Genomic DNA, 12,422 nt, shown 5'->3' on the forward strand with positions numbered 1-12,422 from the left:
GATTCGATGACAGCTTGATGACAGGGGTTTGTATCCCTGTGTATCAGGCACTGCGCCCGATACACAAGATTGCACAAGGCGCCATCGCCCGACACACCCGGGATACCCCGCTCGGGTCCAATAGCCCCATACCGCGCTGCGGCCCATCATCCCGGATCTCCACCATGCAAAGTCTGATCGAAGCGCCACTCGCACTGCTGGCGGGCGTACTGACCGTCGCCTCGCCATGCGTCCTTCCCGTGCTGCCGATCGTTCTCGGCACCTCGGTCGGGCAAACCAGCCGCACCCGGCCCCTGTTCATCTCACTCGGCTTCGTGCTGGCCTTCGGCGCCTTCGGCATGCTGCTCAGCGTGGTATCGAGCTTCGCCGAGATCGCGCAGGACACCTTGCGCAATGCCGGAATCGCCTTGCTTGCGCTCGCCGGCCTGGCGCGCATCTGGCCGGCGCCGTACGACTGGCTCGCGATGCGCATCGGCGGCCCGCTGAGCCGCCTGGGCGACGCCGGCGCCAGCGCCGGCCCGAGCAACACCGGCGGCTTCGTACTCGGCATGTCGCTGGGCGCCGCGTGGACCCCATGCGCCGGCCCGGTGCTGGCGTCGATCCTGGCGCTGGTGGCCCGCTCGCAGGACCTGGCCTGGGCCGCCACGCTGCTCGGCATCTACGCCGTCGGCGCCGGCATCCCGATGCTCGCCATCGCCTACGGCGGCCAGTTCGCCAGCACCAGGGTGCGCGCCCTCGCACGCCATACCGAACGGCTGCAGAAAGCCTTCGGCGTGCTGGTCCTGCTGACCGCTGGCGCCATGTTCTACCACTACGACGTGCTGGCCTATGCCTGGCTCGCCGACAGCTTCCCCACCTTGAAAGGACTCTGAAATGACTGCCACCAAACACCTCGCCGCCCTGGCGCTATCGGCCGCCCTGTCGGCCAGCGCAAGCGCCGCAACCCGCGACCTTGGCCCCGCCCCGGAATTCAAGGGCATCAGTAACTGGCTCAACAGTGAGCCGCTGACCATGGCCGGGCTCAAGGGCAAAGTCGTGCTGGTCGACTTCTGGACCTACACCTGCATCAACTGCATCCGCACCCTGCCCTATGTGACCAGGTGGTACGACAGCTACAAGGACAAGGGCCTGGTGGTGGTGGGCGTGCACACGCCCGAATACGGGTTCGAGCGCAAAACCGCCAACGTACAGGCGGCTATCCAGCGGTTCAGGATCAACTATCCGGTCGCGCAGGACAACCGCTACGACACCTGGAGCGCGTACAACAACATGTACTGGCCGGCGGTCTACCTGATCGACAAAAAAGGCCGTATCGCCTACACCCATTTCGGCGAAGGCGCCTACGCCGAAACTGAAGCCCAGATCCGCCGCCTGCTGGCGGAATAATTGCGATATCCTTGTCATATGGACCATTCAAACCACGTGCTGATTGTCGACGACGACAGCGAGATCCGCGAGCTGCTTGCGGCCTACCTGACCAGGAACGGGTTGCGTGCGACGGCGGTCGGCAACGGGCGCCAGATGCGCGCCGTGCTGGCAGACACGCCGGTCGACCTGATCGTGCTTGACCTGATGCTGCCCGGCGAAGATGGCCTGAGCCTGTGCCGCGACCTGCGCGCCGGGCCTCACCGCAACATGCCGATCCTGATGCTGACGGCGCGTTCCGACGAGAGCGACCGCATCCTGGGTCTCGAAATGGGGGCCGACGATTACCTGGTCAAGCCGTTCGCCGCGCGCGAACTGCTCGCCAGGATCAATTCCATCTTGCGCCGCGCGCGCATGCTGCCGCCTAACCTGCAGATCACCGAAGCGGCCAGCTTCATCTGCTTTGGCGACTGGCGCCTCGACACCGTGGGACGCCACCTGCTTGACGCGAACGCGACGATGGTGGCCCTGACCGGCGCCGAGTACCGTTTGCTGCGCGTGTTCCTCGACCACCCGCAGCGCGTGCTCACGCGCGACCAGCTGCTCAACCTCACGCAGGGGCGCGACGCCGACCAGTTCGACCGCTCGATCGACCTGCTGGTGAGCCGGCTGCGCCAGCGCCTTGGCGACGACGCGCGCGAACAGAAGTACATCAAGACGCTGCGCAGCGAAGGCTACATCTTCTCGGCCAGCGTCACGCTGGACGGGGAAATACGGTGATCCCACGTTCGCTGTTTGCGCGCCTGTCGATCATCGTCATCGTCGGCATGCTGCTGGCGCAGACGCTGTCGTTCGCGATCACGCTCATGGAGCGCAACCAGGCCACCACCAAACTGATGATGGGCTATATCGAACGCGAAGTCGCCACGTCGGTCGCCCTGCTTGATCACCTCCCGGCCGACCAGCGCGCGCAGTGGCTCGACCGGCTGGCACGTCGCAGTTACACCTTCATCCTCGGCCCCGGGATCGGCGGCCCGCCGCTGGACGCCGAATTGTCGGCGCAGGTGGCCGAGTCGATCAACACCGGCATCGGCAAGACCTACGCCCTGGCAGCGAACGCGGTCTCAGGCGAGCGCGAACGCTTGCAGGTGCACCTGCAGCTAAGCGACGGCAGCCCGCTCACCATCGATATCCGGCCGATGCCGGGAGTACCGCTGTCGCCCTGGCTGCCGCTGGTACTGGCCGGGCAGCTGATCCTGCTGGCTGTGGCGTGCTGGCTGGCGGTGCGGCTGGCTACTCGCCCGCTGCTGCAGCTGGCGCACGCCGCCGACACGCTCGGACCGGATCTCAAAGCGAATCCCTTGCCTGAAGACGGCCCGACCGAGGTGGCGCGCGCGGCGCGCGCCTTTAACGCCATGCAGGAGCGAATCGGCATGTATGTGGCCGACCGCATCCAGATCCTGGCGGCGATCTCGCACGACCTGCAAACACCGATCACGCGCATGCGGCTGCGCCTCGACCTGATGGACGAAGGCCACGAACAGGACAAGATGCGCCAGGACCTGCAGCAGATGGAGGCACTGGTGCGTGAGGGCGTCGAGTATGCGCGCACCTTGCACGGAACCGCCGAGGAAGCGCGCCGCATCGACATCGACGGCCTGCTCGACACGATGGTGTGCGACTACACCGACGCCGGCCAGCGGGTCCGCCTGCATGGCCAGCTCGGCGCGCCGCTGCTGGCGCGCCCGCATGCGCTGCGCCGCGTGGTCGGCAACCTGATCGACAATGCGCTCAAATACGCCGGCGCGGCCGACGTATCGGTGGCGGAAGGCGAGGACGGCACGGTGCGCATTACCGTGGCCGACCCCGGCCCCGGCATTCCGCCCGAGCTGCTCGATACCGTGTTCACGCCGTTCTACCGGCTCGAAGGCTCGCGCAACCGCGATACCGGCGGCACCGGGCTAGGCCTGGCGATCGCGCGCCAGTTGTCGCTGGCCATGGATGGGGAACTGTCGCTGGCGAACCGCGACGGCGGCGGACTCGCGGCGACACTGGTTTTGCCATCGCGCCTGCGCGTGACCGACGCGTAAAAATCGGGCTCGCTCGCAGGCCGGGGCGCTTCGGCCCGGTTGGCCGCGGACGCCCGCTCGCGGCGGCAAACGATGCAGCTGGTCGTGGTGCCCGCTTCCAGCAGCACGATGGCGCCGAGCCTGTTTTCACGGCTGGTGCTGTCGCTGTTGATCCACAGCCCGGTCGCGCCGGCCTGCGTCGCGAACGCTACGGCGATGGCCGCGCAGGCCCTGCGTAAAGGTGCTGCCATGGCCCTCTCCATCATGAAAGCGCAACGGCGTCGCTGACCGTCGGCGCGCCCGGTTGAGCGATGCTGCGGACAAGCGCCGGAGGCATCGCGCCGAACAAGCGGCGGCTGGGATTGAACGGATCGGTCACGGGTCTCTCCCACAGGAATTTGGATTGCATGTGCTGCAACGAGACCTGATTACACCGCGCCGCCGTATCCGGGGTATGTCCGCGGCGGCCGGGTTCTGCCATGTTGTGTACCAGTTAGCCGCTCAGATACATTGGCTTACAGAACCCGCTCCTGTTAGTCCAGCTTGATGGCCTTCGCCTTGATGACCTTGCCCCACTTCTCGCGTTCGCCTCTGGCGTACGCGCCCATCTCGGCCGGGGTCCCCGGGATGGCTTCAAGACCCAGGGCCTGGAAGCGCGCCTTGGCGGCGTCGCTGTTGACTGCCGTAACCAGCGCCTTATTCAAGGTCGCGACGGTGGCGGCGGGCGTATTGGCCGGTGCGACCATGCCTTGCCAGGCGTATGCTTCAAACCCTTTCAGCCCCTGTTCGTCGAGTGTCGGAATGGTGTCGAAGCCGGCAACGCGCTTCAGGCTCGCCACGCCGATGGCCTTGAGCTTGCCGGCGCGGATATGCGGCCCGCCGACGGCAGTATCGACGATCATGAAGGGAACCTGCCCTGCCAGCACATCCTGAACCGCAGGCGCGGCGCCCTTGTAAGGCGCGTGCAGCAGTTTGAGCCCGGTCGCGTCCGAGAACAGCTCGGTGGCCAGATGGTGCGGACTGCCAGCGCCAGGCGTGCCGAAGGCGACCGCGTTGGGTTGCGCTTTGGCCCAGGCCAGGAACTCCTTGAGGTCTTTGGCCGGCACCTGCGGATTGACCACCAGAATCATCGGAAACCGCGCGATCAGCCCGACCGGCGCAAAGTCCTGCTCCGCGCTGTAACCGGGTTTGCTGTACAGGAACTGGTTTGCCGCCAGGGTTGCGGTGTCGGCCGTCAGCACCACGTGGCCGTCGGCCTTCGCCTTGGCCGCGTAGGCCGCGCCGATATTGGTCCCGGCGCCCGGCTTGTTGTTGATGATGATCGGCTGTCCCAGCGACTTGGCCATCTCGGCCGCGATCACCCGCGCCACGACATCGGACCCGCCGCCAGCCGCATAAGGCACCACCCATTCGATGGTTCCAGTCGGGAACGCGTTCGCCATCGCGGGAATGGCAACTGCGATTGCGGCCAGGCACTGCCAGGTTTTGGTCCAGAATGTCATGTAGGTCTCCGTGAATGTTAGATTGGGATACGCCATATGCGGCTGTTGAGAGAATAGCATCAGCAGCTTTGCAAGGGTTACCTGCTCCAGGGAGGAACGGCAGCCGCGTGAATATACTCAGGTGTCTTGAACCGGACATGGTGTTCATCCGTTTGGATTGTCGAGTCGCTTTTCTGGTACGAAGGCGCGTGTGTCAGTCGCCATGCCAGCGTGACTTTGCTAGAGTCGAGACATCGGGGAGCGGAACAGGAGCATGCCATGGACCTCTCAACCAGGGCTGTTTTCGTGCTATTACTCGCTTTAGCCGGCACGGCCGTGGCCGAGCCGGTAACGGTCACCACGCGTTCGACCGGCACAACGGCGCCGGACGCGACGATCATGATGGCACTGGGCCTGAAACAAGTTCCAGCCACAGCGTCGCTTCCCTACGCCCTGACACTGACCTCGCACTTCGACTCCGACGATCCGTGGGCCCGTGACCACGGCATCAACGAAGGCGGCGAGGTGATGGTCGACTTTCTGATTGGGGGCCAGGCCTACCATTACAAAGGCAGCGCTACCAGCAAGGTCGAGCGTACCTCGGTGTCGGTTTTCGACAGCTATCAGCATCGGGGCTGGTTTGATATCAGCGCGCCCGACGCCGGCTTCACGGTGCAGTTCTATAACGATGTATATTATTTGCCGGGCAGTAGCGGTCAAGCGGGACCGTTGACGCCCTTCGACGCCACCGAAAAATCGGGAAAGGATGTGTTCGGCCACTCCGCGGTCATCATGTATCCCGACAATCCGGATGTGCCGCTCAGGTGGGCGATGGATGCGACCGTCGCGACCATCGCCGTCCAGGTGGCGGTCGTGCCCGAGCCGCCGCAAGTCGCCTTGCTCGCCGCTGGCCTGTTGACGCTAGCGATGCGGCTGCGCGCGAGTAGCGTCCGCCGTAGCGCAGCCACGGCGCACCTTCGTCAGGCGCGCAAGGCCCCAGCCTGCATCCTGCGCCACGCCAGCGGCGCAGTGCCCATCTGCAGGTGGAAGCTGCGGCTCAGGTGAGCCTGGTCGGAGAAGCCGCAGGCATGGGCGATGGCAGTGAGCGGCTGGTCGGTGGCGAGCATTTCGCGGCAAGCCGCCTGGACCCGCCGCTGCAGGATAAACAGCCGCGGCGACAATCCGGTCGCCTGCTTGAAGGCGCGCGTGAAATGGCTGGCGCTGAGCGCGCACTGCGAGGCCAGGTGGCAGCTGCGCAACGGCTGATCGAGGTGATGGTCGATATACGCCACCACGCGCTGCAGCTGCCATCGCGGCAATGCCGTTCGAGCGCCCGCCTTGCTGGAAATTGCTTGCTTCACTCTTGCTCCCGTCAGGCGATATCGTCATGACATCGTGCCAGTTTTTCACGGGAGCCGGCAGGCCTATACGGGTGGGAAACATCTACACGAAAGTGTTGGCGCGAGCCTGGTATCAGACGTCAATGAATCCCCGTTCGATGCCGATCGTAACGGCGTGAGTGCGGTTGTTCGCGCCCAGCTTGGCCGTGATGGTGCGCAGGTAGCCCTTGATCGTATCTTCCGACAGGTTCAGCGCAAGTCCGACGTCGCGGTTGGAATAGCCGCGCGCCAGCAACTGCAGCACCTGCACCTCGCGTGCGCTCAGGCTGTCCTGCCCGACAATGCCGGCAATGTCGGCGGCGATCTCCGGCGCGAAGTAGCGCCGCCCGGCGGCCAGTGCGCGAATCGCCTCGCACAGTTCCTTGCGCAGCGCGCTCTTGAGCAGGTAGGCGCGCGCGCCCGCTTTCACCGCGTGCAGCAGGCGCGCGTCGCCGCGGTAGGTGGTCAGGATGGCCAGCTGCGCATCCGGAAATTCGGTCCTGATCGCTTCAATTGCCTCGATCCCGTTCATGCCCGGCATCTGCAGGTCGATCAGGGCCACATCCGGGCGCAGCGCGCGGTACAGGCGTACCGCCTCGGCGCCGTCGCCAGCTTCGCCGGCGACCTCCATGTCGGGCTGGCTGTCGATCACCGCGGCGATTCCTTCGCGCATCAGCGGATGGTCATCGGCGACCAGCACCCGTATGCTCTTGTGCGTCTCTGTCACATCGAATCCTTATCGCGATAAAAAGCCGCGCCAGCCTGCCTGGCGGCCATGGCTGCGACGATAGGCCATCCTTGCTGGCAGGCTGAGCGTGATGGCCGCACCGCGGGTGGCGCCGCTGCACACCTCGAGGCTGGCACCAATTCGTTCGGCGCGCTCGTGCATGCCGCGCAGCCCCCAGTGGTCCGGCCGTCCTTGCGGCGACAGGAAGGCCGGATCGATACCGCGACCGTCGTCGGAAATGGTCAGTCCGAAGACTTCTTGCCCGTACCCGATCTCGGCCCGGATCTGGCGCGCGCCCGCGTGCGCGAACGCGTTGACGATGGCCTCATGCGCGATCCGGTAAACCTCGTCCAGCACCACCGGCAACAGCGGCTTTACCTGGCCGGCCAGATGAACCGAGAAACCGCGGCCCGACTGCTGCGCCAGTTCTGCACCCACCGCCGCCAGCGCCTGCTGCAGGCCGCGCGCATCCTGCGGCCCGCTGCGCAGGTCGCGCACCCGGTCGCGCCCCTCGACCAGCACCTGGTCGGCGCGGTCCAGCGCCTGCTCCAGGCTGGCGCGCGCGGGCGCATCCTGGGGCATGCTGCCGGCCACGGCATGAAAGCGCAGTACCAGCCCCTGCACACCCTGCAGCAGGGTGTCGTGCAGCTCGCGCGCGATGCGCTCGCGCTCGCGGTGACGCTCTTCCAGGCGGTCGCGCAGGCGCTGGGCGGCGCGGCGCATATTGATTTTATATGCCAGCCACAGGCTGCCTGCCGCCAGCGTGGCCATCAGGGCCAGGAACAGCGGCTCGCGATAGAACGCCAGCGCGATGTTAAAGGAAAACGTCGCCTCTTGCGTGCTCGACATGCCGTCCTTGTTCAGCGCCATCACGCGGAACGTATAGTTCCCGGGACCGAGCCCGGTGTAGCTGGCCTGCCGTTCGCGCCCGGCGTCTTGCCAGTCGGCATCGAAGCCGTCGAGGCGGTAGCGGAAGTTGAGCTGTTCCGGCGCCGACAGGCTCAGCGCGGTGTAATCGACCGTGACCCGCTGCGTGCCTGAGCCCAGCGCCAGCGGCGCGGCGGTGCCGACCCTGGCGCCATCGACGCTGACCGATTCGATCACCACCGTCGGTCCGGGATGCTGCGATGGCGGGCGTGCCGGGTCGATCCACGCGACCCCGCCGCTGGTCGAGAACCAGAGCCGGCCGTCGCTGCTGCGCACCGCGGTCGGCAGCGGCAGCACCTGGTACGGGTCGTTGGCCAGGCCGCCCATCAGGTCGAACGAGCGGTAGCGGATCCGGTGCTGGGGATCGGCGGCGGCGCGGCGCAATTCGGCCACCGTCAGCTGGAAGATGCCCGAGCGCGTATGCAGCCACAGGTCAACGCCGCGGCCGTCGCGCACCGGCACCGGGACCATCGCGTAGATATTGTTGAACAAGCCGTTTTCCGGCAGTTGCAGGCGCTGGAAACGGCCGCCGTCGATGTAGCCGACGCCGCGCTGCCCGCCGACCCAGGTCCTGCCGCCGTGCTGCGCCAGCGCGGTGACGTGGCCGATGTCGAGCCCGTCGTCGCTGGTCCAGCGCAGCTCCTCGCTGCCGCGGCGCGCCACCAGCAGGCTGTCGCGGTAGCCGAACCACAGCCAGCCGCCGGGCGCAGCCAGCGCGCTGACCGGCATGCGCTGGTTGGCCAGCGCCGACACCGGCGGCTCGGCGCGCCATTGCCCGCCGCGCAGGCGGAACAGGCCGACCCGGTTGATCGACACCCACAAGTCGCCGGCAGCGTCGCGCGCCATCGCCCGTACCGGCGTCTCCATCCCGGGCGCGCCGGGCAGCGCCGCGACGCGCTCAAGCGCATTGCCGCGCGAACGCCAGATGCCCGACGGGCCGCCCATCCAGACCGTCCCGCTGCTGTCGGTCATGGCGCTGTTGACCGGCGCCGGCATCGCCATCTGCTCGACCAGGTCGCCCACCATGCGCATTGCCGGACGATTGCTGGGCCCGCCCCAGACGCTGCCGTCGGCGCCCGCCGCCAGCGCGAAATTGAGGGCGCCGGCGGGAAACGCCGCCGGCATCAGGGTACGCGGCCGGAACCTGTCGAGGCCGGCGTTGGTGCCGACCCACATGTTGCCCTCGCTGTCTTCGTGCATCTTCCAGATGAAGTCGGAACTGAGGCCCTGCCTGGCCGTAAACACCGTGGCGCTGTCGAGCGCTGCCAGATTCACGGGCTGGGCGATGTGGCGGATGCCCTGCCCGGTGGTGCTGAGCCACAGGCTGCCGGCCCGGTCGAACAGCAGGCCGATCGCGGCCGCCTTCATCTGCCTGCTGGCAGTGGTCACTTGTCCCTTGTCGAGCACCACGCGGTGCAGCGTACCGCCGTAGCGCTCGGCAACCCAGATCGCGCCGTCAGGCGCCTGGGCGATCTGGCTGACCGTGTCGACCGCGAGACCGGTATCCACAAAGCTGCGCGAGCCCTCGGGCAGGTACAGCAGGCGCTTGCCGCTGGCTGCCCACAGCACGCCGTCGCGGTCGGTGAAGACGGCGCGCGCGTTGGCGCCGGCGAACCCCCAGTCGGCACCGATGCGCTGCCAGCGCCCGCCGGCATAGCGCGCCAGGCCGTCGTCGGCGGCGGCCCAGATCGCACCGCCGCGGTCGCGCGCCAGGCTGTAGATCACGCCGTCGGGCAAGCCTGCGCCGACCGGGAACGCGCGCATGGCGCCGTCGCGGATCACGCGCACCCCGCCGTAGCGCAAGCCGACCCACAGCTCGTCGCCGACCACCAGCAGCGATGCGACGATATTGAGCGTATTGCGCGCCGCTGCTTCGTAGCGCACGAAGCGCATGCCATCGAAGCGGAACAGCGAATCGTTGGTGCCCAGCCACAGGTAGCCGTCGCGGGTCTGGGCGATGGCGCCGACCTGGCTCGGCCCGCCATCGGCGGACAGCCAGCGCCGGTGCTCCATGCTGTCGAGCGAGCGCTCCTGCGCGCCGGCGGGCACGGCCAGAAGCGAGCACAGCAACAGCAGCGCGCCGAACAGCAATTGTCGCGTGACTTTCATCGGCCGATGATAGCACCGGCTAGCTGGCGCAGCCACAGCCAGCCCGGCGGGTCAGAAGCCATGGCGCATGCTCACGCGCCCGCCGGTGCGGGCGCATCCTGCTTCACGAGTTCCTGCAGCAGGATCGCGATCGGCAGTATCAGCGCCAGGAAGCCGACCGCCTGGTAGGCAAACGCCGCCACAATGCAACCGAGCGCAAACGCACACAGCGGCCAGAAGAACTTGCCGCAGCGCTCGGCCGTGCCCGCGTCGGCCGCGCCGCGCAGCACGTCCACGCTGTCGATCACGAGCTGGGTCACGTTCCCGGTCATCATCGATGTTGGCGCGAGATGGCCGAGCAGCAGGCGGCTGGTGGCGCTGTGGGCGCCCATGCCGGCGGTGCCGAGCAAACCGGCGGCCATCGCCAGCGGCGTGACCGTGCTGCCGATCGGTTCGGCCAGATAGCCGCACAACATGAACCCAAACAGCAGCGAAGCCTGCAGACCGAGGGCCAGCTTGAGCGCCGGGCCATTGCTGCGCTGGGCCGCGGCGATCAGCAGGCGCGCCGCGGCGATCCCGGCCACAAAGGCCGGGAAAGCGAGGAATTTCAGCAGGACCGATGCCTGCGAGGCGTCCGCCAGCGCCACCGCGATCAGGACGAAGTTGCCCGTCACGTGCGCCGTGAACAGCCCGAACAGCGCGATGAAGCCAAGCGTATCGACATAGCCGGCCAGAAATCCCAGCCCGACGCTGGTCCAGCGGTTGCGCCCTGAAGTCATGCCGGCAGCCCGCTCATGCGCGCGCGAATGCCAGCAGGTCGGCGTTGAGCCTTTCCTTGTGCGTTTCGCTCAGGCCATGCGGCGCCCCTGGATAGACCAGCAGTTGCGCACCCGGCACCATCGCCGCGGCCGCCTTGCCTGCTGCCTCGAACGGCACGATCTGGTCGTCGTCGCCATGCACCACCAGGGTCGGCCGGTCAAATTTTTTCAAGTCGTCACGGAAATCGGTTTCGGAGAATGCCTTGATCGAGTCATAGGTGTTCTTGTGGCCCGCCATCATGCCCTGCATCCACCATGCGTCGATGGCGCCCTGCGATTTGATCGCGCCCGCGCGGTTGTAGCCAAAGAAGGGACCGCTGGCGATATCGATGTACAACTGCGCGCGGTCCTTCAGCGATCCTGCGCGGATGCCGTCGAACACGGATATCGGCAAGCCGCCCGGATTGTCGCCGGTCTGCAGCATCAGCGGCGGCACCGCGGAAACCAGGGCCAGCTTGGCGACCCGCGCGGTGCCGTGGCGGCCGACATAGCGCGCCACCTCGCCGCCGCCGGTCGAGAAGCCGATCAGGATGGCATCTTTCAAGTCCAGCGCAGCGATCAGCTGTGCGAGGTCGTCGGCGTAATGGTCCATGTCATTGCCGTCCCACGGCTGGCTGGAGCGGCCATGCCCGCGGCGGTCGTGGGCAATGGCGCGAAAGCCATTGCTCGCCAGGTGGAACATCTGCGCTTCCCAGCTGTCCGAATTGAGCGGCCATCCGTGGCAAAAAACGACCGGCTGGCCGCTGCCCCAATCCTTGTAGTACAGCTCGACGCCGTCGGTGGTGGTGAAGGTGCTGCCAGTCATGTTAGACATAAACGATTCTCCTGGTCGGGAAAGACATGCCGCCGTTGCCGGCGGCGCGAAGCGATCAGCGTGCCGGCACCGGCGCCAGCGTTTCGTGCGCGCCGGTGGCGCGGGTAGCGGCCTTGTGCACCATCGAATACGCATAGTCGACGCCCATGCCGTACGCGCCCGAATGTTCGGTCACGATCGCCATGACCGCTTCGTAGGTATCCTTGTGGGCCCAGTCGCGCTGCCACTCCAGCATCACCTGCTGCCATGTCACCGGGATCACGCCGGCCTGGACCATGCGCTGCATCGCGTAGTCATGGGCTTCCTTGCTGGTGCCGCCCGACGCGTCGGCCACCATGTAGATCTCGTAGTCGCCTTCGGCCATCGCGCACAGGGCGAAGCTGCAGTTGCACACTTCGGTCCACAGGCCCGCCACCACCACCTTCTTGCGGCCATTGGCCTTGAGCGCGTCGCGCACTTTCTGGTCGTCCCAGGAATTCATCGAGGTACGCTCGAGGATCGGCTGGCCAGGGAAAACATCGAGCAGTTCAGGATAGGTGTACCCCGAGAAGCCCAGCGTTTCAACGGTGGTGATGGTGGTCGGGATGTTGAACGCCTTGGCCGCCTTGGCCAGCGCGACGGTGTTGTTCTTCATCGCCTGGCGGTCCATCGACTGCACCCCGAACGCCATCTGGGGCTGGTGGTCGATGAAGATCAGCTGCGAGTTGCTTGGGCTGAGAACGTCAAGTTTCGGATTCATGGTGAAATACTCCTT

Annotated in this window: 13 protein-coding genes; 6 read left to right on the forward strand and 7 right to left on the reverse strand. The window is 66.7% G+C overall.

Annotation, left to right across the window (positions count from 1 at the left end):
• Window positions 1-164 precede the first annotated feature (164 nt).
• From I4X03_RS19995 to I4X03_RS20015, 5 genes are all read left to right on the forward strand, one after another.
• Entirely contained in the window at window positions 165-872 is a 708-nt protein-coding gene (locus tag I4X03_RS19995) for a cytochrome c biogenesis CcdA family protein (RefSeq protein WP_223469997.1), read from the forward strand.
• 1 nt (window position 873) lies between these two features.
• On the forward strand, window positions 874-1,386 hold the full coding sequence (locus tag I4X03_RS20000; protein ID WP_223469998.1) for a thioredoxin family protein: 513 nt from the start codon (window positions 874-876) through the stop codon (window positions 1,384-1,386).
• 18 nt (window positions 1,387-1,404) lie between these two features.
• Entirely contained in the window at window positions 1,405-2,145 is a 741-nt protein-coding gene (locus tag I4X03_RS20005; protein WP_223469999.1) for a response regulator, read from the forward strand.
• Window positions 2,146-2,192: 47 nt separating this feature from the next.
• Window positions 2,193-3,455, forward strand: coding sequence for an ATP-binding protein (locus I4X03_RS20010; protein ID WP_223470086.1), 1,263 nt, complete (start codon window positions 2,193-2,195; stop codon window positions 3,453-3,455).
• Window positions 3,456-3,527: 72 nt separating this feature from the next.
• A complete protein-coding gene (locus I4X03_RS20015) occupies window positions 3,528-3,722 on the forward strand; it encodes a hypothetical protein (protein ID WP_223470000.1) in 195 nt (64 codons plus the stop codon).
• 245 nt (window positions 3,723-3,967) lie between these two features.
• Here the strand turns inward: I4X03_RS20015 and I4X03_RS20020 are convergent, their stop codons facing one another.
• Entirely contained in the window at window positions 3,968-4,936 is a 969-nt protein-coding gene (locus I4X03_RS20020) for a Bug family tripartite tricarboxylate transporter substrate binding protein (RefSeq protein WP_223470001.1), read from the reverse strand.
• Between the two features lie 258 nt (window positions 4,937-5,194).
• On the opposite strand from I4X03_RS20020, the gene I4X03_RS20025 reads away from it, so the two are divergent.
• A complete protein-coding gene (locus I4X03_RS20025) occupies window positions 5,195-5,980 on the forward strand; it encodes a hypothetical protein (RefSeq protein ID WP_223470002.1) in 786 nt (261 codons plus the stop codon).
• Here the strand turns inward: I4X03_RS20025 and I4X03_RS20030 are convergent.
• The 6 genes from I4X03_RS20030 to I4X03_RS20055 form a co-directional block, all read right to left on the reverse strand.
• A complete protein-coding gene (locus tag I4X03_RS20030) occupies window positions 5,896-6,276 on the reverse strand; it encodes a helix-turn-helix domain-containing protein (RefSeq protein WP_223470003.1) in 381 nt (126 codons plus the stop codon). The genes I4X03_RS20025 and I4X03_RS20030 overlap by 85 nt on opposite strands.
• Before the next feature lie 112 nt (window positions 6,277-6,388).
• Window positions 6,389-7,021: a response regulator transcription factor gene (locus tag I4X03_RS20035; RefSeq protein ID WP_223470004.1), complete on the reverse strand. Its 633-nt coding sequence runs from the start codon at window positions 7,019-7,021 to the stop codon at window positions 6,389-6,391.
• A 9-nt stretch (window positions 7,022-7,030) separates the two neighbouring features.
• The gene (locus I4X03_RS20040; protein ID WP_223470005.1) at window positions 7,031-10,057 is read right to left on the reverse strand and encodes a sensor histidine kinase; all 3,027 of its coding nucleotides are present in this window, start codon (window positions 10,055-10,057) and stop codon (window positions 7,031-7,033) included.
• Between the two features lie 71 nt (window positions 10,058-10,128).
• On the reverse strand, window positions 10,129-10,815 hold the full coding sequence (locus tag I4X03_RS20045; RefSeq protein ID WP_223470006.1) for a YoaK family protein: 687 nt from the start codon (window positions 10,813-10,815) through the stop codon (window positions 10,129-10,131).
• Window positions 10,816-10,828: 13 nt separating this feature from the next.
• Window positions 10,829-11,668, reverse strand: coding sequence for an alpha/beta fold hydrolase (locus tag I4X03_RS20050; RefSeq protein WP_223470007.1), 840 nt, complete (start codon window positions 11,666-11,668; stop codon window positions 10,829-10,831).
• 55 nt (window positions 11,669-11,723) lie between these two features.
• The gene (locus I4X03_RS20055) at window positions 11,724-12,407 is read right to left on the reverse strand and encodes a hydrolase (protein WP_223470008.1); all 684 of its coding nucleotides are present in this window, start codon (window positions 12,405-12,407) and stop codon (window positions 11,724-11,726) included.
• Window positions 12,408-12,422: the final 15 nt, after the last annotated feature.

The organism is Massilia soli, assembly GCF_016809835.1.
In the GTDB taxonomy this organism is placed as follows: domain Bacteria; phylum Pseudomonadota; class Gammaproteobacteria; order Burkholderiales; family Burkholderiaceae_D; genus Telluria_A; species Telluria_A soli.